The 23,182-nt window shown below is 37.9% G+C and carries 17 protein-coding genes and 1 riboswitch; of the genes, 1 reads left to right on the top strand and 16 read right to left on the bottom strand.

Annotated elements, in window-relative coordinates; all coding sequences use genetic code 11:
* Positions 1–591: 591 nt before the first annotated feature.
* The 3 genes from JCM9140_RS10450 to JCM9140_RS10440 are packed head-to-tail and all read right to left on the bottom strand — an operon-like array spanning position 592 to position 7,308.
* Positions 592–3,960, bottom strand: a complete 3,369-nt coding sequence (locus JCM9140_RS10450; RefSeq protein WP_034745797.1) for a UvrD-helicase domain-containing protein — start codon at positions 3,958–3,960, stop codon at positions 592–594.
* Between the two features lie 23 nt (positions 3,961–3,983).
* Positions 3,984–6,863 carry a PD-(D/E)XK nuclease family protein gene (locus JCM9140_RS10445; RefSeq protein ID WP_034745794.1) on the bottom strand — a complete coding sequence of 960 codons (2,880 nt, stop codon included), beginning with the start codon at positions 6,861–6,863 and terminating at the stop codon, positions 3,984–3,986.
* Positions 6,856–7,308 (bottom strand): GNAT family N-acetyltransferase, encoded by a 453-nt coding sequence (locus JCM9140_RS10440; protein WP_034745791.1) that lies wholly within the window; start codon positions 7,306–7,308, stop codon positions 6,856–6,858. Before JCM9140_RS10440 ends, JCM9140_RS10445 begins: the two co-directional genes overlap by 8 nt.
* A 150-nt stretch (positions 7,309–7,458) precedes the next feature.
* Here JCM9140_RS10440 and hpaB point away from each other — a divergent pair, with 150 nt between their 5' ends.
* Positions 7,459–8,919, top strand: a complete 1,461-nt coding sequence (gene hpaB / locus JCM9140_RS10435; RefSeq protein WP_034745788.1) for a 4-hydroxyphenylacetate 3-monooxygenase, oxygenase component — start codon at positions 7,459–7,461, stop codon at positions 8,917–8,919.
* 31 nt (positions 8,920–8,950) lie between these two features.
* On the opposite strand, the gene JCM9140_RS10430 is transcribed toward hpaB, so the two are convergent.
* From JCM9140_RS10430 to JCM9140_RS10370, 13 genes are all read right to left on the bottom strand, one after another.
* On the bottom strand, positions 8,951–9,313 hold the full coding sequence (locus JCM9140_RS10430; protein WP_235715319.1) for a DUF1516 family protein: 363 nt from the start codon (positions 9,311–9,313) through the stop codon (positions 8,951–8,953).
* 183 nt (positions 9,314–9,496) lie between these two features.
* Positions 9,497–11,551 (bottom strand): methyl-accepting chemotaxis protein, encoded by a 2,055-nt coding sequence (locus JCM9140_RS10425; protein WP_034745786.1) that lies wholly within the window; start codon positions 11,549–11,551, stop codon positions 9,497–9,499.
* 129 nt (positions 11,552–11,680) lie between these two features.
* Positions 11,681–12,406: a DUF3270 family protein gene (locus tag JCM9140_RS10420; protein ID WP_034745783.1), complete on the bottom strand. Its 726-nt coding sequence runs from the start codon at positions 12,404–12,406 to the stop codon at positions 11,681–11,683.
* Positions 12,407–12,642: 236 nt separating this feature from the next.
* Complete coding sequence (gene mgtE / locus JCM9140_RS10415; protein WP_034745780.1) at positions 12,643–14,004, bottom strand: magnesium transporter; 1,362 nt, start codon at positions 14,002–14,004, stop codon at positions 12,643–12,645.
* Between the two features lie 406 nt (positions 14,005–14,410).
* Positions 14,411–14,575, bottom strand: a riboswitch (M-box (ykoK) riboswitch).
* Between the two features lie 96 nt (positions 14,576–14,671).
* Positions 14,672–15,070, bottom strand: a complete 399-nt coding sequence (locus JCM9140_RS10410; protein ID WP_156314846.1) for a response regulator transcription factor — start codon at positions 15,068–15,070, stop codon at positions 14,672–14,674.
* A 159-nt stretch (positions 15,071–15,229) separates the two neighbouring features.
* The gene (phoU, locus tag JCM9140_RS10405) at positions 15,230–15,883 is read right to left on the bottom strand and encodes a phosphate signaling complex protein PhoU (protein ID WP_034745775.1); all 654 of its coding nucleotides are present in this window, start codon (positions 15,881–15,883) and stop codon (positions 15,230–15,232) included.
* A 13-nt stretch (positions 15,884–15,896) separates the two neighbouring features.
* Positions 15,897–16,724, bottom strand: coding sequence for a phosphate ABC transporter ATP-binding protein PstB (gene pstB / locus JCM9140_RS10400; protein WP_034745772.1), 828 nt, complete (start codon positions 16,722–16,724; stop codon positions 15,897–15,899).
* A 19-nt stretch (positions 16,725–16,743) separates the two neighbouring features.
* Positions 16,744–17,628, bottom strand: coding sequence for a phosphate ABC transporter permease PstA (gene pstA / locus JCM9140_RS10395; protein ID WP_034745770.1), 885 nt, complete (start codon positions 17,626–17,628; stop codon positions 16,744–16,746).
* Between the two features lie 2 nt (positions 17,629–17,630).
* The gene (pstC, locus tag JCM9140_RS10390; protein ID WP_034745767.1) at positions 17,631–18,587 is read right to left on the bottom strand and encodes a phosphate ABC transporter permease subunit PstC; all 957 of its coding nucleotides are present in this window, start codon (positions 18,585–18,587) and stop codon (positions 17,631–17,633) included.
* 80 nt (positions 18,588–18,667) lie between these two features.
* Positions 18,668–19,678 (bottom strand): PstS family phosphate ABC transporter substrate-binding protein, encoded by a 1,011-nt coding sequence (locus JCM9140_RS10385; protein WP_034745764.1) that lies wholly within the window; start codon positions 19,676–19,678, stop codon positions 18,668–18,670.
* Between the two features lie 389 nt (positions 19,679–20,067).
* On the bottom strand, positions 20,068–20,484 hold the full coding sequence (locus JCM9140_RS10380) for a universal stress protein (protein ID WP_034745761.1): 417 nt from the start codon (positions 20,482–20,484) through the stop codon (positions 20,068–20,070).
* Positions 20,485–20,622: 138 nt separating this feature from the next.
* Positions 20,623–22,086, bottom strand: coding sequence for a SulP family inorganic anion transporter (locus JCM9140_RS10375; RefSeq protein WP_034745757.1), 1,464 nt, complete (start codon positions 22,084–22,086; stop codon positions 20,623–20,625).
* 332 nt (positions 22,087–22,418) lie between these two features.
* On the bottom strand, positions 22,419–22,706 hold the full coding sequence (locus JCM9140_RS10370) for a hypothetical protein (protein WP_034745754.1): 288 nt from the start codon (positions 22,704–22,706) through the stop codon (positions 22,419–22,421).
* Positions 22,707–23,182 lie beyond the last annotated feature (476 nt).

The following is a 23,182-nucleotide window of genomic DNA, read 5'->3' as shown; positions in this document are numbered from 1 at the left end:
TACCCTTTTGGGACAGCTTGCTTCTTTTCTTTACTTTCATACATAGTTTTATTTATCGGTTTATGTGCTCTTCCAATGTTCGTTCCATTACGCTGCAGCCACTCGCTTTCCGCGGGGAGGTGCCGAGCCTCTACCTCTATTTCCCGCAGGAGTCGAGTGGCTTCCGCTCCATTTCACTTAGATGTTGTTATGGAATATTCAGCAACCTTTCGAAAAACTGTTTAACATTCTTTGATTTCTCTTGTAAGATTTCTTTTGGCAATTTTTGATTATAACATGGTTGAGTAGGTGTGGATCCACAATGATACTCTTAATGATGTCTTTCTCTAAAGCAATTTCAATCAATTTTCCTTTAAGCATATCGAATGAAAATCTATGACCTTTTTATGAAGAGCTGATACTAGCAGGGGAATGACACGTAGACTCCTGCGGGAGCAGTGACCTACGTGTGAGACCCCGCAGGCGCCAGCCGAGGAGGCTCACCGGGCACCCGCGGAAAGCGTAGTGTCATTCCCCTGCGGCAGTTACGCACTTTTTCAGTGGCCCACTTCACTTTACTTTGATAAATAACATTCTTCATAACGATCATACTTAAAACTGAATGGCTTCGTAATCGGCTTTTCCTGCGTTTTGGCTTCGAAGTTGGCGAAGGGTTCGAACGGCTTTTCGAACGGCTTCCTCTTCTTCAGCCTTTTTTTGTAGCTGATGAACTGGATTGACCTGATCACGGAACACAAACAACGACATCGTTTCGATTGTATGATCGGTTTCCTGTTCATAAGCGATTTGATATAAATATAGTTGAGACCAATAATACTGAAAAAGTTCCTTACCTGATTGTCTAATTCTATTCGTTTTAAAATCAATGATATGAAAGGCACCGTCTCTTTTCGTTACTTTATCAATCTCTCCAATCACATCGACCCCTTCAATCGTTGTCACAAACGACCATTCTGACTCAACAGTTTCTCCTAATTGCTGTTTCCTGTCGTCTGTGTAACTATTCATGAGGGTGCTCATCTCATGTTCATAACTCGAAACATCTGCCCCCTGCTCTTCTTCTTCCCGAAGAGCTTCGCGAATGGCAGCCTCATTTCTCAAACCATTATCTCTTAATTCACAAGCTCTATGAACAAGTGTTCCAAGAAACGTTGCATCAATATTCATTCCACGTTGAATGACTTCTTCTTCTTTTTCAAAGAGGTCAGGTAGTCCAAGAACATATCGTTTGTAATAGGCTACTGGATCTTTCATAAACAGCATGATTTCAGATACTGACAAAGTGAGTGACACTTCCTTACGTTCTACTAACTGTGGAATAGGATACGTTTTCGGTTCTCTTAAAATAGGTTCCTTCTCTAATACATCTTCAAGGATGTTGACCTTTGATGCTAAGTTCGTTTGCTCTAATGCATTTCTTGTCATAGAGAGCCATGTATCGGCCGTATTAGAATCCTCCCCTATCATGTACAAATAGTCACGTGCTCTTGTCATCGCAACGTAAAACAAACGTTTTGCCTCTTCTTTGGCTTCAGCATTTGCGGTTTCTTTAACTAACTCAAATCCAGGAGTTTGATACAGATGAGAGTTCTCATCGAGATCAGCTGCCTCTTCCTCTAAGTTCATTACTATGCCTAGTTCATGGTCAAAGCGAATTGTACCTTTATCACCTTGGATCGACCTTTCTAATTGTGGTAAAAAGACAATCGGAAATTCGAGTCCTTTTGATGCATGAACAGTCATAATTTGAACAAAATCTCCATCCACTCGTTCAACTTCTGATTCCCCTTCTTTATCACTTAAAGCAATCCGATCATCGAGTTCCATTAAAATCATCTCTAAATTAACTTGTCTTTCGTCCACAATCGTTTGAATTAATTTTTCGACATTCCGTACTTTTTGCAATCCATTCGTTTGTAGCATGAGTGAGGTTCGTAAACCTGTTGTTGAGAAAATATCACTCAATGTATGTTCTAACGATGGCTCTGTTCGAAAAGGTGTCCATTGATTTAGCCATCGACTAATCTTGTGACAGACTTCTTGAATTCGTGAAGATAAGGAGTCAAATGCTTTATGATTTTCATCGTAAACCAGTTGATAAAAGGATTCGTTTTCTTCTAATTGCCTTTTCATATAGATCAATTCGTCAACTGTTAGTCCGCACATCGGACTTCGCAAAACGGCAAGTAAATGGAGCTCTTCGAATGGGCGATTTAACCACTTGAGCAATGTGATATAATCTAAAATTTCCTGTCTTTCAAAAAAACCAACTCCACCATTCACGACATAAGGAATATTTTTGTTTAAGAGAGCACGTTCTAATGTAAGCAGATGGGATCTAGCTGGAATTAAGATCGCCATATGACCAAAACGAGGTTCAAGCCATGTATCATCTTGATTCACATGTGGACTTTTCGTTTCAACCATTTCAATGATTCGGTTAGCTAGAAGATCATAGGATGTTGTTTCTCCTTCTTCATCTTTTTCCACAATCATTAGTTCGACTCTTTTTTCTTCCTCTTGTTCACCTGCCCTATTAGGCTCAAGTGGTGCATACACGGTTTCAAACGAATGGGTCCGTACGTCCGTCATTGCATGTGAAAACAACTCATTAACTGCTTCAATTACTGGTGCCGTTGTTCGGTAATTTTGATTCATTAAAATAACTTCGCCATTGCTGCTTTTTTCAGCTAGTTCTTCTCTTTCATTCATTAAACTAACGTTCGCTCCGCGGAAGCGATAGATCGATTGCTTTTGGTCGCCAACAATAAATTGATAGACTGGTTCAATTCGCTCAAGCATTTCGAGTTGAAGCTTGTTTGTATCCTGAAACTCATCGACCATCATATGGCGAAACTGCCTTTTACACGCTTCTTTGATCGAATGATTGTCAAGAAGGGCAACGGCTTTTTGCTGCAGATCAGAGAAATCAAGTAGTCCTCCTAATTTCTTCTCATTCTCATATCTTGATGAAAATTCTTTTAGTAAAACAAGGAATCTGTCCATAAACTGTTTCACTTCGTCTGTAACGTTGATTTCCCCACCTATTAGCTTCCAGCTATCTTTTAGTGGTTTCCAATGCTCTGTATATAGTTCATATAATGCTGGTGCTTTCTCCGCCCAACGTTTATCAGATCGAGAGGGCATAAAACTAGCCACTTTTTCCATATACTCATTTGGATCACTCGGTGGAGAAAGATGCTCGAATCCGTCTAAAATTTTCTCGACATGACCTCTTTGTGCTTTTGTTAAATCTTCTAATGGTGGAAAAGCGTGAATGCAGTTCCGTGCTTTTTCGTGAAACTGTTGGACAAGCTTTCCTTGATTCTTCTCTTTTGCTTGTCGTTGAATGTCGAGCATTTTTTCTGTTTCAAGATTGTCAATCGCTTCTTCCCCAACGATCAGTTCACGAATATGATTATGAAGTTGTTCAATGGTTTCACCTAATTGTTTCTTACTCATAATCAGAAGAAAAGGCAGTGCCATTTCGTGAAACTCTTTTTCCTCAAACATCAACTTCAGAATGGTTCTTTTTCGGCCTCGTGCTTGTACATCATCCATAACACGGCTGTGAGGAATGAGGTCTGCTGCCATGGCATACTGAGATAGCAGCCTCTGACAGAAACTATGAAAGGTTGAGATGTTCGCACGCTCCATCGCTTCTTTTTGCTCAAACCAAAAATTTTGCTCGGTTTTACTTTGCGCTTCCTTTTCCTTCTCTGCTAACCGTTTTCGAATTCGGTCTTTCATTTCTCTAGCTGCTTTTTCAGTAAATGTAATGGCCACCATTTCATCTACTGTGGCGCCAACGGGGTGGTCCGGATCTTGTAGACGAAGTTCACATAAATGAATAAACCGTTCTGTTAACACTCGTGTTTTCCCCGACCCTGCTCCTGCAGATACTAAGATAAGTTCTTTTTCACTTGTAATAGCCCTTAGTTGAGCATCATTAAATTGCATCGTCATCTCCTCCTTTCTTCCTTTTATTTTGCCTGCTCACGCTTCTCATCCGTCACACGACATACAGTTCGGTATGCACAGAAAGCAGAGCATTCTAATGGCTCAACTGGAAAATTCGTTTGCATCCCTTCCCAAATTTCTGTAATTCGTTCTTGTAATTCATGGTCGGCGAGAAATTGATCCGTACCTAGCTGATCTTCTCTGTTTTTGCAAAAGGACGAAACATTGTACTTTGAAGATTTACCAACATGCTCCGTACGCCACATTCCATTTCCTGCCCGTTTGCTTGGTTCCTTTAAGGAAATGTACGTTGCTCCATCAGCTTGAATGGAATCCTCCTCTCCTTGTTCGAGCTCTTTTCGAATCGCATACGCATAAAGAGGAAGCTGTAGCTTTAATCCTGAGCGAACATCCTCCATTTTCACGCTCGCTTGTCCTGATTTATAATCATAGACAACAATGGACTGACCATTTCGGTCTATTCGATCTGCTTTCCCAGTTAGTACGAGTGTCCGTTCATCTTTTAACGGCAATTCAAACCGAATTGGTTTTTCAATTGCCAAAATATGCATTTGTTCCAGTTGTATATTATCAAAAAAGTGCTTTCGTTCAGCTTGCCACCAATGACGCAATCGTTTCTGCCATTGTTGCTTCGTCAATTCTAGGTCAAACCTCGATATCTCTGGACTCTCCTTTTCAATAAGCTCCCATTTTTGATCGAATAGCTCGTCAATTCGTTCTGGAATATGAGCTATAGCATCTCGTAGCAAAACGAAGGATTGTCCAACAGCTTTTAACTCTGTATAAATTTCTTCAATAATGGAATGCATTAAATCCCCAATATCTAGTGGTGATACATTCTCTTGCATAGCAGCCGGTTCTGGCACCTTTAGAACCCGCTCCATCCCATATCGAAAAGGACAACGTGCATAGCTTTCAAGTGCAGTTACAGAAACAACTGGCTGCAAAGGTGTTTCTTGATAAAGAGTAATCGGTTCTTTTCCTTCTTCAAGTCGAGCTAACCTGTGAGTTATTTCCTCTATCTCTTTTGGAAGCTCGTCAACCACACAACCTTTGCCAACATGGTAAGCTAGCTTTTCGATTTGATCTGCAGTAGAGTGGGCTTGTTGTTTTTCAATACGATATTCCCAAGTCCAAGCTTGTTCTCTTTCTTGAATATCTTCTAAAGTCGTAGAAGGTAATAACGGGTGATGTGCATCGATTCCTTTAACATAAGTAAATGAAATAGACTTTGCAACAAAGGACAATTGGTCAAAGTAAGCCTGCTGCTTTAAACGAAAATGTTCTTGATCAGGGGGGCTGAAACGAACAGCACTCTGATGTAAGTCTCGCTCCTGTACGTATCCGCTTAACTTGTGTGGAGTAGGAAAAGCTCCTTCATTCATTCCAACAACATAGAGTTTTTCACCTTGAAACAAACTAACATCTCTCCAAGTATGAACCGAAACTCCACGTTTAGCGGCTCTTTCTTCAAATAGCTGTAAGCTGTCTCCGAGTTCTTTGATCCAGTCTGTGAACAAATCAAGGGTCATGAGCAAGTTGTCTAAGCCTTTCTCCTTTAATAGCTGTTCATATCGCTCTAATTGCTGATCTATTTGCTGTAACGCTTTGTACTCGATGGCTATTTCTTTTATGTTTTTTGGATCTTCCTGTTTGTTAAAATGGTCTTCCCAATACTGCTTGAAGGGCAATTCGGCAACAAAATGACGCAACTGCTCAATATACGTAACGAACGGCTCACTTTTTTTCCAATTTAGTCTGGTCATATATTCAAAAAGCGTACGATGTTGTTCTTTTATCCACTCGCCTGACTGCAAGTACATTTGCTTTTGTTTAGCAAACTCTAATCCAGATACTTGATATAGTTTTAAAATTTGTTCGACCAGAGGTAGCTTGTCCCACTTTGACGTTGGAGCAAGTGTATTCCCTAACGCAGTCAGCAAAAAGGAGTGGATCGCTGTTGTGGACAATGGTCTTTTTTTTGCTTTGTTCATCGGTACGTGATACGCACTTGCATATTTCGCCAGGTCGGTCATGCCTTGTCGTTCATCTACTATTAAAATCCCGATCTGATTATAAGCTAAATCTGTTAAAGCGATTTCCTCCATAATCCCACGCCATTGTTCTTCCGTTGTTGAAGCTGCAATAACTTCCATTTTTTCAACCGTTTTCTCATTTTCACTTTGAATTCGTTGATCGGTAAACCCGATCGTAACTAGCTCTCGAACCGTTTCCTCAACAATTGCAAACCGTTTATCATTTGGTACATATACCTCAATGGAGACGTTAGCTTTTTTTAACGCCTCCATAAACAACATTTGAAGCGGGCTAAAGTCATAATAGCCGTCAATTATAACGGTAGAAATCAGATGATTGACGTTACCTGTTTCTAATAAATGAATGGCACGCAAAAGGATGTTTTCTGGATCGAGCAATCTTCTTTTATTCACGATGCTCTGCTCATACCGGTCAAAAAGGTCTTGAATCGGCAAAAGCGATGAAGGAAGATCTTCAATAGCAAGACCGAGACGTTTGATTTGTCCGTACGTGTCCGCATAGGCACGGGCTTTTCCTGATATCACATCAACTCCATTGATTTTTTCTTCTTCCTTCATAAATTGTAAGAAAAAAAGTGTTCTTTCTTCTTCCGACAGAGCAATATAGGAATCATTGCTTTCTTTTAAGAGAAATGTAGCAACGTCATCAAATGTAGTAGCCAGTAAGCCTGGTCTCCTATTTCTCGCTTCCTGCAACCACATTTGTGATGGGAGCACATAGAAAACCGTGTTTTGACTATCTTTCGCCAGTTGAAAGGCCGTCTCTAGTCTTTCTTTTTTGGCCACTTCTTTTAGATGTGTATGATAGATACTTTGTTCACTCATCGCTTCCCCTCCTTCGCATATCTAAATGATGAATTCCATCTAATAAGTAAACATCAGAAATTGGTTTGAAACCAAATGATTGATAAAACTCTTGTAAATATAACTGGGCATGAATAACAATTACGTTCTCTTGTAACTGTTTTTCAAGGTAAGCAATCGACTCTGTTAAGAGAGCTTTTCCAATTCCTTCTTTTCTGACTGACTCTTTCACGATGACCCGTCCAATTGAAGCATCTTTAGCAGCCTTCCCCCGTTTGAACAATCGACTATACGCAACAAGCTCTCCATTTTTTCGTCCTAACAGATGATACGCCTCTTGATCCTTCCCATCCAACTCTTGGTAAGGACACTCTTGTTCGACAACAAACACTTCGACACGGAGGCTCATGATCTCATATAGCTCTTGTATGGATAATTGTTCAAATGTTTTAACCGTCCATTTCATTTTCTCACTCGATCCTCTCTATAGATGTGTGTCTTTATTTTATCATCTTAACAGAAACGGGAAAAAGAATAAGTTTAAGACAATAATCTAGGCAACTTCCCCACTTTTCTACATATAGTATGATGAACTCCTTACAAAGGTGGGATACGTTTGGCCATAATTACAGGACAGCAGTATATGGATCGCATTGATGCGTTAAACAATGATGTATGGATTGATGGGCAACAAGTAAAAGGAAAGCTATCAGAACATCCAGCTTTTAAAGGGATCTTACAAAGTAAGGCGGCCCTATATGATTTGCAACACGAATCAAATTTACAATCACTTCTAACACATCAAGTTCAGGGGGAGCGACAAGTAAGCAATTTTGCTTTTGAACAGCCAACATCCTTAGAAACCTTACAGAAACGAAGGGAAGCAACACAATTTTGGGCTAAGCAAAGTGGTGGGACAATTGGACGTTCTCCCGACTATATTAATACCGCCATCATGACCCTTGGTTCTTCAGCTTCTTTTTTTGATGAGCGTTTTCGCGACAATGTAAAAAATGTATATGATCATGCGAGAAATCATGATTTATCATTTACACATACATTTATCAATCCACAAGTAAATCGTTCACCAAACTATGTTGAGTTTTCAGATAAAGAAGATATCATTGCAGCCAAAATCATTGACGAAACAGAGGAAGGAATCATTATTCATGGAGCTCGTCTGCTCGCGACTCAAGGCGGGATTACAGACGAAATACTCGTCTTACCAGTTGGTGGAAATGCCATTGACCCTGCCTATGTTTATGCGTTTGCCATTCCTTCAAATACACCTGGGTTGAAATTTCTTTGTCGTGAATCTTATGCAAAAGAGGGAGTGAACCATTTTGATTACCCTCTTACTTCACAATTTGATGAGGTTGATTCCGTTGTTGTTTTTGATCACGTGCTTGTACCTTGGGACCGGGTCTTTCTTTATAAAGACTTAGAGGGCGTAGGAAAGATTTTCACTGAGACAAACTTAAATATTATGCTTCTTTTTCAAGCTGTTAGCAGGCAGGTTGTCAAAACGGAGTTCCTCCTCGGCGTGGCAGAAAGTGTAGCACAAACGATTGGAATTACAGAATATCAGCATGTGCAAGAAAAACTAAGTCACATGATTATGACTCACGAGATCATGTCTTCGCTTTTATATAAGGCCGAAAAAGAAGCCCTTGCCAATCAATTTGGCACGATGGTCCCTAACCCAAAACCATTGATGACCGCATCTAGCTATTACCAAAGAGAATATGCAAAACTTGTTGAGTACTTGCATTTGCTTGGCGCGAGTGGATTTATTTCATTACCAACGGAACAAGACTTCGATTCAGCCATTGGCAAAGATCTAAACCAATACTTACAAGCAAAAGGCGCACCAGCAAAAGAACGTGTCCAACTGTTTCGACTTGCATGGGATTTAACGATGAGTTCATTCGGCTCGCGTCAAACCCAATATGAGCGTTACTTTTTCGGTGATCCTATTCGGCTATCTTCATCTCTGTATCAATCGTATGATAAAACAAAGTTTGTCGCAGACGTTCAAGCATTCCTACAAAACAATCAATCATCATCAAAAAAATGAGTTAGAGGATCTTTGTCCTCTAACTCATTTTTTAGAATGAAATAATCCGAAATGCCAATAACAAAACTAGAACAAGCGATACAATGAGAATTCCCCAATACATTGGAGCCTTCGAACCAAGTGTTCCTTTTTTCGTACGAACCAAAATCATTTCCATTGCATAAATTAATACAATTGCAAGAATTCCTTTAATTACGTGAGTTAATGGGAATCCCCACATTGATAATAAGTACACACCGGAAAAAAGCATCACGATGTAAAAAAGTCGAACGATCATATGTAGGATTTTTGCACCTTTAGCCTTGCCCGCTTTTAGCAAGAAATAGGTAATTAAAAATAACACAATTAAAAGCCACCATGAATCAAGGTGAGCATGCTGCATACCTGTTTGCAAATTGTATCCCTCCTTTAAATAGCATTCTTTTTCATTATAATCGATCTGGATAAAAAATCATAATTTGACGAACGATTGCCACACTTTCGTCAAGGATAGATCATAAGAAATTTATGTTTGTTTTCTCTTACTTGATATCAAAAAAGATGTAAACCAAATTGATTTACATCTTTTTTTAAGCTTCTACTCTTCTTTTTCAATGGTGAATGAGCTAACCTTTTTATTCGCATCTTCACTCATTTCATAAAGCATTTCTGCCGCTTCTGCGACACTTTGTACGGCATGAACTTGTTCGTCAGATGATGCTGTTATTTCTTCACTAGCAGAGGCCGTTTGACTAATGGCATCATTCATCATTTCTAAGCTCCTAACGATGACTTCCTTCTGCTCATTCATCATGGTCACATCATTGGAACAAGTTGAAATCACTTGTGACAGCTCTTTTGTGACAAGCATTAATTGTTCAAACACATCTTTTGTTTCATTGACAATCAGTAACTGCTGTTCGGAGGACTGTCTCATGGCTTGTACAGATTGTACGGCATCCGTTGAGCCATTTTTTACTGAAGATAGCTGCTGTTTAATTTGATCTGTCATGGTTGTCGTTTCTTCTGCAAGCTTTCGTACTTCAGACGCTACGACAGCAAATCCTTTTCCATGCTCTCCTGCACGAGCCGCTTCAATGCTCGCATTAAGCGCAAGTAAATTCGTCTGCTCTGATATTCCTTGAATGGCCGCAACTATAGATTCAATCGAATCCACATCTGTTGATAATGTTTGAACGGTTATTCCTGCTTTTTCTGCCTGAGTAGATGCTTGAGTAGAACTCTCTTGCAATGTATTAACCTGTGTCATTCCGTTCTTATAACTGTTTTCTTGCTTCAAAGCCATTTTGTTCATTTCATTCATTTTTTGCAATACTCTCTCAATAGAGGAAGCTAGGTCATTTACGCTGTGGCTTGTCTCATTCGTTTGTTCAGACATTGATGTTGCTGTTACGGCAACTTCTTGAATGGCATGATTAATTTCTTGGCTAGAAGCGATTGTCTCTTCTGATGTGGCACTTAACTGCTCAGATGAGTCTCTTAATTGATAAACGGTTTTGCCCATTGACGTTAGTAGACTATTCATATCCTTTGTCATCTTATTAAACTGAATCGCTAATAATCCAATTTCATCATTCGTTTCAACGGAAGCTTTGACCGTTAAATCTCCATTTGCTACACGTTCCATACGATCTTTAAGTTGTTGAATGTGATACGTAAGTCGATTCGAAAAGACAAATATGATAACCGAGCCAATTCCCGCTACAATGAGAGTAGCAATCGTTAATTGGATTAATAGATTTTGTAAAGGAGCATAAAGGACATGATCAGGAACAGCAAGGCCTACCTTCCAGTTTGCTGAAGGTAGTTCACTTATGTAAACTTGATGGTTTTCTCCTTCATATTCGAATTCATTTATCATCCCTTGTACATATGTTTCTTCTAAAAACTTCGCACCAAACTCACTAGGATCAAACATCGAAGCGGTCATTACTTTTTCTTGTACTGTATGGGCAATATATTGCCCTGTTTCTCCAGACAAAAAGACAAACCCACTACCTCCAAGATCTGTTTGACTAATATGATTTTGTAATGTTGTAAGGTCAATATCCGCAGTGACAACCCCCATCTTTTGACCATTGTTAAAAAATGGAACCGATGTTGTCACCATGGTCATGTCCGATTCTTCGTCAAAATAAGGCTCCGTCCATACTGCTTCTCCATCTGATTGTAAGCCCATCTCGTACCAATCCCAGCTCGGATAATTATAAGATGCATCTTCATAGGCTTCTGTAAAAATGGAGTTAGTTCCATCTTTATATACATATGGACCAAAAAACTCAATTTGTGGATCATATTGATACGGTTCAAACCAAACACCGGCACCTAACGTATCTTCATTGTTCCAAACGATCTGTTCTAAAATCGATTGATACTCATTTTTATCAATATTTGAACCTAAACTAGTCGTCACAGACGAGAGAGAATCAGCTATTCTTTGATGGGCAACAAGTCTGCGTTCTGTCATTTCTGCTATTTCAGCACTTTGGTTTTTCATCGTTTCTTCCAGTGCATATGTTAATTCATTTTTAGCAATGAAGTATGAAACAGCCGAAACCAATCCACCTGTAACTAAAACAAGTGGAATAAAAATCAAAAGCATTTTTCTACGTAAAGTTGTTTTGCGTGACATTTTTTCCTCTCCTCATATATAATTGATAGCTTTATTATATATGAAACAGAATCACAAATGTCGTTTTTTAGGGATTTTTGTCTACTGTATTAATATTTTTTAAAATTCACTTAACGTTTTTAACGTTTTTTACCATTGAAAGAAAAACTTCAACGACATCGTAATGGTCGTATAGGATACAACTCCAATTGTAAATGTACCAAAATGAGCTTCATCATCAGGTGGCAATTCATATTTCAACACATTCAAGATCATCGCACCTGATATGAAAGCAAATATAATGGCTTCCGTTAAAGGAGAAAACGTGACGGTTATTCCTAAAATCCACCCTGCCACAATTCCAAGTGCGAGAACATATCGTCCGACTTTATCGTAAATGTCTTCATATTCTCTCCATAAATCATGAGCAACGGCAATAAAGTGCATCCCAACGGCTAAACCATAAAAAACAGCTTGAATACCTAACACATTATGAGAAATAACCGTATAGGCGACCAACATATTATAAAAACCAAAAAACAAAATTTGTAGCCAAAACAAAGCTCGTGCTTTATGTGGCTGTTGTTTCAGCTGCGCTTTTCTAACGACTTTTTGAATTCCATAAAATATCAAAACCCCTACAAGTCCGATGAAATAAAGTTCTGACTCCATGGCTAAGTGATTACTATATTTCTTTACTAAGAGCTGCTCCTTATGTAAGGTAGGCAAAACGTATACAAACACGTAGGAAACAGCTAACCCACCTGAAAAAGAGAACCACTTTAGGCGATTCATTCTATTGGAAGGAATGAGTTCATTTGCAAACAGATGAATTAAAATAAAGGCAAAACCCATTAAAAAGGCATCGAGTGACATAGCTTTGACTCCTTTAAAGATGTTTTCTTTTTAGAGTCTCCAAATAAAGGGCAGCTGTATGCACATCCTGGCTTTACTACTTAAGAATAAGATTACTTTTCGACCTTATTCTTTTTTGTTTACATGCTGTTCCTTACATCAGAAGAAAGAACGTTTCTGCAACAAAAATCACAAAAAAATCCAATAATAAAAAGGCAATGTCAAAGTGTTCATTTTGACATTGCCTCTTTGCTTGTTTATAAGAAATCAAGTAACGCTGTAGCGATAGAGAAATAGATTAACAAGCCTAAAATATCGTTTACAGTTGTAATAAAAGGTCCAGATGCAATAGCTGGATCTAGTTTCAACTTATTAATGATAAGGGGAACAGTTGCCCCAATAACAGTCGCAATACTTAATGTACAGAAAATAGAAAAACCAACAATTAGAGCTAAAATCCAATGCCCATGAATAAGTGTTACGGTGATGGCTAAGACAACCATACATATTAAACCTAGCATGAGTCCTGTTCCAAATTCACGTCTTACCATTTTTCCAATCGTACCTTTTTTGATCGTACCTAATGCAAGACCACGAACCGCAACAGCTAAAGACTGTGTCCCTGTGTTTCCAGCTGAGTCCATAATTAATGGAATAAAGGCTGCCAGTAAGACGATTGCTTCTAATGTTTCTTCAAATTGACCGATAACTTCAGCTGTAATCAAACCAAAGAACATGAGGAGAATAATCCAAGGTGAACGTTTGCGCGCAGCTGTAAAAGCACTAACATTTACATCAGTTGCGCCTTTTGCTGCTGAAATTTCCCCCAAATCTTCCGTCGCTTCTTCCTCTAAAATATCGATCACGTCATCAAATGTCACAATCCCTACCAAGTGATTTTGCTTTGATACAACTGGTGCTGCTAAGAAATCATATTTTTTAATCAGCTTGGCTACATCTTCTTGGTCCATATCATCTTGAACCGATACAACACGCGTACTCATAATATTCTCAATTACTTCGTCCGGCGGAGCGATAATTAAATCTCGTAGTGACACCACACCTACTAATTTTTCAAGCTCATCAACGACATATAAATAATAGATTGTCTCTGCATCTGGTGCATCATTACGTAGTTTTTCAATGACATTTGCAGCTCCCTCGGTCGAAGAAATGCTGACAAATTCCTTTGTCATAATGGCACCGGCTGTTTCTGGTGCATAAGACATTAGTTCTTTTACTTCCTGAGCTTCTACTTTATTCATTTTCAGTAAGATGTCTTCTGCCTTTTCGTCTTTTATTTCAGCTAAAAAGTCAGCAACATCATCGGCAAACATATTGTTAAACATTTCAGATGCGTAGCCTTCACTTAGTTCAAGATAAATGTTCTTTTGGTCCTGAACTTCTAACCCTTCAAAAATATGAGAAAAATCTTCGGGTGTTAAATAGTCGTATACTCGTAAACGAGAATCTTTCTCTAGTTTCACAAAAATATCAACTTGATCTGTTGGATGTAGTTCTAAAAATGTTTCGCGAAATTGTTCACGATCCTCCGCTCTTAATGTATCTAAAATTAATTTTTCATACTCTTCACGGTTTTGTTCATTTAATTTCACCATGGTAAATCCTCCTTCATTAGGAGTCCAAACAACCACTTTGTTTAAGCGGATGGGAATGGCCCCTATATTGGCTATTATTTTCTTTAGTCTGATAGCTTACACATACCGATTCTGGTTCATCTACTTCCATTCCACATCACCCCCAAACAGTAACCATTAATTGACGCTCAGTACCAATGCAATGCTCCTTAAATACCTAAGAGTTTAACAATTTCAACTTTTTTTACAAAAGTAAAATGAATTGCACGCAGGCAAATATCTGGGCATACTTAGGTCTTTTCTAAGGAGAAAATCTATATAAAAAAACACCTTCAACCGAATGAAGGTGTTTTACACACATATGCAAACAAGGCAGTATCTTTTTGATAAGAGACTATCAAAAACAACACAGCAAAAAAGCCTTTTTAGCGTCCTCCATTCGTAGAGCTTTAGCACTGTGCGGCATAGGAAAAATCCAGCTACATTAAAAACCACCTTATGTCGATGGTTCCTGTTGACCCATTGGCGTCTTTGGACATTTTTGGGCAGCAGCGTATCTCCAGCACAGGAGCCTCACCTAACGAGGTATTCAATTACATTGATGACTTTACAGGATGTTTTTCTATATGTCAACATGTTTCTTTAAAAAAACGAACGCTTATGAGCCCTTATTTTTTGTGAATCAATCCTAACCGATGTCACCTATGGCCATAAAACGCTCTAATAAGAGATGATCAACCTTTTGAATGAATTCTTTTATAGAAAATGGTTTTACTATGTATTCTAGTTTAGTTCCATTACAACAGTCTTGCAAACTTGGTGAAGTGGTAACAAATAAAATAGGTGTTAAAATCCCTTTGTTTTTGATTTGCTGACACAATTGAAGACCATCCGAATTAAATAGATTCACGTTAATGATGATGAGATCAAAAGTTTGATCTTTTACAGTGTCTAAAAAGTCCTCACTCTTTTCAAATAAAATTACCTGTTTTCCTTTAATTTCTAAGTTATAACTCATTAATAAAGCATGAGATGGCTCATCCTCGACAAGTGCTATCTTTGAACTATCTTCTCCATGCGGATTCACATTATCCACTCCCTGTAAAAATAGAAGTATCTCCCTCCTCTATCATAATTATTTTATTAGTATTAATCAATTGTGTTCATTGTAAATTTTTTGTAAAGAAAAACATCGACTTGTTTTAGTCGATGTTCTATTTTTTTAACAAAGGTGGTACATAATTGATCAATTCAGATCAAAATGACGACCATTTACTTCATAAATCACCCATTCTGCAATATTCGTCGCATAATCTGCTATTCTCTCAATGTACCTACCAATAAAAGCTAGCTGTGTAATTTGATCAATCTCAATCTGGGCGTCCTTTAACGTAAAGAGTTCTCGAATAAGTTCACCATATAATTGATCTACTTTATCATCCATTCCTGCAATTTTTTGAGCTTGTAACAAATCTGTGTGTTTGAACGCATCCAAAGAAGTAGTAAGCATTTCTTGTGCAATGGTATACATAGCAATAATTTTAACTTGAAAGGTTAATAGACTATTTTCTTTCATACGTTTAGATTGTTTCGCTATATCGACAATTAAGTCCGCCACTCTTTCCAAATCACTTGATACTTTTAAAGCAACAATTAATTTTCGAAGGTCTGTTGCAACAGGTTGTTGTCTAGAAATCAATAACGTCACTTGGTCATGCATACTTAATTCAAGTTGGTTGATGAGATAATCATTTTTAATAATTTCGTCCATCTTATTTGTGTTTGAAGAAGCAAATGATTGGATCATCTGGTCCATAACCTCTTCTACACGTGTCCCCATATCTAAAAGCTGTTGTTTTACTAAATCAAGTTGTGAATGGAAACTTTCGCGAACTGCCACTGGCTACACCTTCTTATCCAAATCTTCCTGTAATATAATCTTCTGTACGCTTATCAGATGGATTAGAGAAAATAACGTCTGTTTCATCATATTCAACCACTTCTCCGTTAAGGAAAAAGGCTGTTTTATCGGAAATACGTGCCGCTTGTTGCATATTGTGAGTTACAATAATAATCGAATATTCTTTCTTTAACTCATGAATCAACTCTTCTACTTTTAAAGTAGATTTAGGATCAAGAGCAGACGTTGGTTCATCCATTAAAATGACATCAGGCTCAATAGCTAAGCAGCGAGCAATGCAAAGACGCTGTTGTTGCCCCCCGGACAATCCATATGCATTTTCATTTAGACGATCCTTCACTTCATCCCAAATAGCAGCACCGCGTAAACTCTTTTCAACAATTTGGTCTAGTATTTTCCTGTTTTTAATACCATGTATTCTCGGGCCATAAGCCACATTATCATAGATTGACTTAGGAAATGGATTTGGTTTTTGAAAAACCATCCCAACGCGAGTTCGTAAATCTTCCACCTTATAAGACTTGTCTAGAATGCTTTTTCCACGGTAAGAAATATCTCCTGAAATTCGAACAGTTGGAACAAGTTGAACCATGCGATTTAGTGTTTTAATATAAGTGGATTTCCCACAACCAGATGGCCCAATAATAGCCGTGACTTCTCTTTCATATACCGCAAGATTAATATTTTTTAAAGCATGATCTTTGCCATACCATAAATTTAAATCTTTCGTATTGTACACTATTTTTTTATCTGTATTAACATCAAGAAGCGGGCCACCTTTTTCGTTATACGCGATATTCACCTTTTGTGACAAAGCCATTATTTTTTCCCCCTAAACATTAATATCTTTGCTGAAATTTATTACGGATTACGATTGCAATGGAATTAAGTAAAAATAGAACGACAAGTAATACAACAATGGTTGCAGCTGCTAAGTTAGCATACTCAGCAACAAGTGATGAATCTAGTGTCCAGTAATAAATTTGCATAGGTAACACCGTGAATCGATCCATAATTCCTCCTGGGAAAGGAATGAGTAATGCTGGAATTCCGATTACAACAAGTGGGGCTGTTTCCCCAATCGCTCTTGATAATGAAAGAATAGCGCCCGTTAAAATCCCAGGTAATGCAGCTGGCAAAATAATGTTTTTAATTGTTTGCCACTTTGTTGCCCCCATTCCATAAGAAGCTTCACTCAATTGAGCAGGAACCGCTCGAATGGCTTCTTGACTTGCAACGACAACTATTGGCAACACTAAAAGCGCCATTGTCAATCCACCAGCTAAAATAATATTTCCTAAATCTAAGGCTCGAACAAAAATCGTCAATCCTAAAATTCCAAACACAATCGATGGAACACCAGCTAAATTGGATATATTCGTCTGGATAAAAGAGTGTATACGACCTCTTTTGGCGTAACATTCTAGATAGATTGCTGTTCCGACTCCAATTAGCATCGTAACCGGTGCAACGACAACCATTAACCACAACGTTCCTAAAATAGCCCCCATAATTCCTGCACGGTCAGCGTGTGTAGACAAGCGACCTGTTAAGAAGTCGATATTAATCCATGTGATTCCTTCTGACAAAACTCTAAAAATAAGCACAGCTAGAACAATGAGTCCAAACATCGTTGAAAGAAGGAAAATCGTTTTGGCAATTGAATTCGTTGCTAATCGTGAATTCATTTTCTTTTGAACAACAGCGGCATCTACATACTTCATGATTAATATTCCTCCCTAAACTTACGAGAAATATATCTAGCAAGTAAATTCATTAAAAATGTGAACACAAACAAAGTCATAGCTACGGCATATAGGCTGTAATATATAGTCGATCCAGATGGGGCATCCCCACTAGATACTTCAACAATGTACGCAGTCATCGTTTGCATAGATTGTGTAATGTCAAAAGTGAAGTTTTTGGAACTTCCACTTGCGATCGTGACAATCATCGTTTCTCCGATTGCACGAGAAATTCCAAGAACGAATGAAGCAACAATTCCAGACATCGCTGCCGGAATAATGACTTTTTTTGTTACTTCTAATTTTGTTGATCCTAATGCTAATGCTCCTTCACGCATTGAGTTAGGAACAGAACTCATCGCATCCTCAGATAAGGAAGCAACCATTGGGATAATCATAATGCCCATTACAATCCCTGGACTTAAAATATTCGTAGCTTGAAGCCCTGGAATCAATTCTCTAAGGATTGGAGTCACAAATGTAAAAGCAAAAAATCCATAGACAATTGTAGGAATCCCAGCAAGAATCTCAAGCATTGGCTTTAATAATCTTCTAATTTTATCTGATGCATATTCACTTAGATAAATAGCAGTCATTAATCCAATTGGTACCGCAACAAACATCGCAATAACAGATGAAATAATGGTTCCTGTTAATAAAGGTAGAACTCCAAACTCCGGATTTTGGCTTAAAGGTCTCAGCACCGTTCCCGTAAAGAAATCAAGAAATGGTACTCGACTAAAAAATTCTATTGTTTCCGATAATAATGTAAAAAGAATTCCGATTGTCGTTAAAATTGATATTGTCGCAATGGCTAACAACACTTTTGGCATAATTAACTCAATAACATTTGTCATGCTTCTCTTGCTTTTCTTCTCTTCAATCATTTCTCGAACGTTAACAGCGTTCCCCTCTTTTATAGCGCTGTTTGCTTCCATCACTTGCACCCCTTTTTTAGACCAAATAAAAGATGAATGAGAGGATGAGAAGAAATACCCTCATCCTCCAAGTAACATGATTATTTTAATCCTTCTAAAGCATCGACATATGCTTGAACTTCTTCTTCTGGAAGTGGTGCAAATCCAGTTTCACCAGCAAATTCATTAACATTATTTGCTACGAATAAGGCAAAATCTAATACCTCAGGTTTCGCTTTTGCATTGTCTACATTTAAATATGTGAACACTGGACGAGTAAATGGTGCGTACTGCGCATCTTCACCGATTGTTTCAAGGCTTGGTTCTACTGGACCATTACCAAAATCAACGTTTACAGCTTGTAATTTATCTTGATTGTTTACGTAATAACCAAATCCGAAGAAAGCAATTCCATTTACATCTTCAGATACTAAGTTAACTAGCGTTGAGTATTCTTGCTGCAAATTTACATGATCTACTAAATCTTCTTTATCAAGAATTTTTTCATAGAAAAACTCATAAGTACCGTGGTTTTCATTTGGACCCATTGGTTTAATTTCCTCATCTGGGAATTCCGGACGAATGTCAGACCATTTTGTTACTCCACCATCGTGATGGAAAATAGAAATCAATTCTTCTTTAGTTAAATCAGTTGCCCAATCATTTTCTTTATTAATAACGAATGTTAATCCATCTAACGCTACTTTCATTTCCATTACTTCAAAACCAGCTGCATCAGCTTCCGCAGTCTCTTCGTCTTTAATTTGACGAGATGCATTGTTGAAATCTGTTCCATTTTCAACTAAGAATCGACCAAACCCAGCACTTGTTCCAGCACGACTCACTTCTACAGAGACATTCTCTTGCTCCGTATACATATACTCTTCTGCAATAACAGACATTAAAGGATACACCGTACCAGAACCATCAACAACAACACTTCCACTTAAATCAGATGTTGCATCTTCTTCTGTCTCATCTTCTGTTGCTTCTGTCTGATCTGAAGCTGTTTGTTCATTTGTTTCCGTTGTTGCTTCCTCATTTCCACTTCCGCAGGCTGCGGCTACGATCATAAATGCTAACATGACTACAAACAATAAAAGCTTCTTCACTTCATTGTCCTCCCTTTTTTATCTACGAGTAATTTGTCGAGGGCTGTCTACCTCTCTTACAATTGCTAGTATAGTAGAGGAATGTTAAGGAGGTATGGTTGTAATGTAAATGTTTTGTAAAAGAGCAAGTACTAAATAACAGTTTTCGTCATTTTCATGGCAAATAACATTATCTTACGGGGAATTGGCTGGTAATTTGTTCAGTCCATTCTCTTCGTATCAAAGATTTTATAATTCAATATGAAAAATAAATTGGATGAGAAAAAAGACGTTCTTTTTTGCTTCTGCTGAAAAGAAGTATGTAGTGGAGTACTTACATGGTCTTCTCTAATAAAAAAAACTTCTAATGCAAATAGGGCATTAAAAGTTTTTTATTTAATATTTTTTTGTTACTTCACAATTAGCACTGGCACTTCTACTCGCTTCGCAACTTTGTGACTCACACTGCCTAACACCATTGTTTGCAATTTATTCAATCCACGAGAGCCTATTACAACGCAATCATAGTCACCTTCATTTGCAAATTTCACAATTGTTGGTCCTGGTTCACCTTGGATAATATTCAGGCTATGGTTAATGCCTTCTTTCGTGAAGATTTCAATAATAGGGGCTAGCTTTTCTTTTCGTTTTCTTTCAATTTCGAACTTACTATTATTTGTTAAAACGTCAGCCTTTGAAGTTGAGCCGTCTATAGAATAAACAACTGTCACTTTTCCATTATGTATCTTCGCTAATTCGGCAGCTTTTTCTGCTGCACGATAGGAATGTTCTGATCCATCTGAAGCTAGTAAAATACTTTTAAACATGTTAGGTCCCCCTCTGTATGAATTACTAACTCGAATATACCCTAATCCTAATCAAATCAAACTGAATTGTAAATACAGTTATACATTATCGCTATCTAAAAAAAAGAGACAAAGGTATTCACCTTTGACTCTTTTGTATTAATGCCCTGATGCCTTAGATAAGCCACCAATTTTATCTTTTAATTTTTCGCTTTCAGCATTTAATCCTACGTATTCAACTTTTATGCCATTTTGTTCGAATTTCCCTTCAATCTTATCAAGGGCACCTATAGCTGAGTCATCCCATAAATGAGCATTTGTTAGATCAATTTCAACTGCTTTTACATCTTGCTTATAATCAAACTTATTCACAAAATCAGTTACAGAAGCGAAGAAAATCTGACCTTGAACTTTATAAATCTGTTTATCTAAATGATTTACATAGTTTTTCTCAATATGAACTTTAGAGATTTTTGCAGCAAAGAAGATGGCACTTAATAAAACACCAGCAAATACTCCATAAGCTAAGTTATGAGTGATAACAACTGTTCCAACTGTTACGATCATAACAATTGCATCTGTACGTGGTACTTTATGAATGTTCCGTACAGAACCCCAGTCAAATGTACTAAATGAGACCATGAACATAACCCCTACAAGTGCAGCCATTGGAATTTGAACAACTAGACCACCAAGGATTAAGATTAAGAACATAAGGAATACACCAGCAACTAAAGCCGATAGACGACCTCTACCTCCAGATTTCACATTAATAACCGATTGTCCAATCATCGCACAACCTGCCATACCACCAAAGAAGCCTGATACGATATTGGCAATTCCTTGTCCACGGCTTTCCTTATTTTTATCACTTTCTGTATCTGTCATATCATCAACGATATTTGCCGTTAGAAGTGATTCAAGAATACCGACGATTGCCAAAGCAAGAGAATATGGAAAAATAATCATTAATGTTTCTAAATTTAATGGAATTTGTGGAATTAAGAACATAGGTAGTGCTTGAGTTAAATTCCCCATATCACCAACTGTACGAAGATTATCAAATCCAGCAAAAATAACTACTGCTGTGATCAGTACAATCGCTGCTAGAGCAGAAGGTACAGCTTTCGTAATTCTCGGCAAACCATAAATAATCACTAACGTTGCGGCAACTAGAACATACATTAACCAAGTAGCGTCAACAAATTGCTCTAACTGAGCCATGAAAATTAAAATGGCTAATGCATTAACGAATCCGACCATAACTGAACGAGGAACGAATTTCATAATTCGTGCAAGCTTAAAAACGCCAAATAAGATCTGCAAAATACCAGTCAGTATCGTAGCAGCAAGTAAATACTGAAGGCCATGCTCAGCAACTAATGTCACCATTAGCAATGCCATAGCTCCAGTTGCAGCGGAAATCATCCCTGGACGTCCTCCAACAAAAGCAATGACGACGGCAATACAAAATGAAGCGTAAAGCCCTACCATCGGGTCAACACCTGCTATGATGGAGAAGGCAATCGCTTCAGGGATCAGTGCAAGAGCAACGACAAGGCCGGCCATTACATCGCCTCTTACATTCCCAAACCATTCTTGTTTAATAGATTGAATGTTCAATCTAACACCTCTTTCCTATTTAATTGTTAGTTTTTTGTTCGACTTTTGACTCTCACAAAAGTCGGGGTCCGTTGTTAACAACCTGTATCTTACCACCATCACATGATTTTTCAAACTCCTATGTAAGCGTTCATCATAGTTGTTTTTCTTTAATTTTCTTCCGATATCTTATTTATTCTCTCCTTCCAATAAAACTGTCATAAAATCGCCCAAAATAAATGTTGCATTAAACATAATTAAATGAATGTTTAGATATAACAACAAAAAAAGCTTGGTTCTAAACCAAGTCTCTTCTCTTATATATAATTCCGTTAAATGGTATCTATTTTAAACTACTTTGTCTTTCCTACGATATAATTAATAAAAACTTCACGGTGAATCTCTTCATCTATAATTTTCCTGCAAAAGTAAGGATCTCTTAATAATCCGTTTTCTTTATCTGAAGCTATCCACTCTTTCTGTCTTGGATCTTGAATTAGCTCTTTATACCAATCCTCTTCAGCTAACTCACTCCACAATTGATCAATCCTAGGTTGTTTTTTCCAAAACAGTGCCTTTTGAAAGAAAGTAATAAAAAGGCCTCCAGTAAATAGAATCAAAAATAGTAGAATAATAATCATCTATCGTATTCCTCCGTTAATAGCACTAAAAAAATTAGTCAAGAACAATGGTCTCTAAATAAATTGTTCTCTTTATATTTTATCACGAATTCGGCGCTAGCTGTTGAAACTGCGCGGAAGTCACTTGACTGCAGTGGGAAATAGAGGGAGACCAGTTGAAAAAGTGCCTAACTGCCGCAGGGGAATGACACTCCGCTTTCCGCGGGTGCCCGGTGAGCCTCCTCGGCTGCCGTCTACGTGTCATTCCCCTGCTAAAATCAGCTTTTTATCAAGCTGCGCAATGGAACGAACATGGAAGAGCACAAAACCAATAAAACAACAAATTAGCGAAAACAGAGTAGTAAAAAGATGTGGATCTATGCCTTAACAACAGACTCACTTTTTTATAGATCTTTGCTGTAACAAAAGAGTTTTTCTCATAGTGTAATGGAGCGGAAGCCACTCGACTCCTGCGGAAAATAGAGGTAGGGTCGAGA

This window comes from Halalkalibacter wakoensis JCM 9140, assembly GCF_000513095.1.
Taxonomy (GTDB): Bacteria; Bacillota; Bacilli; order Bacillales; family Bacillaceae_D; genus Halalkalibacter; species Halalkalibacter wakoensis.
Note: the sequence above shows the minus strand (reverse complement) of the source record. Positions and strands in the feature narration are given on the sequence as shown.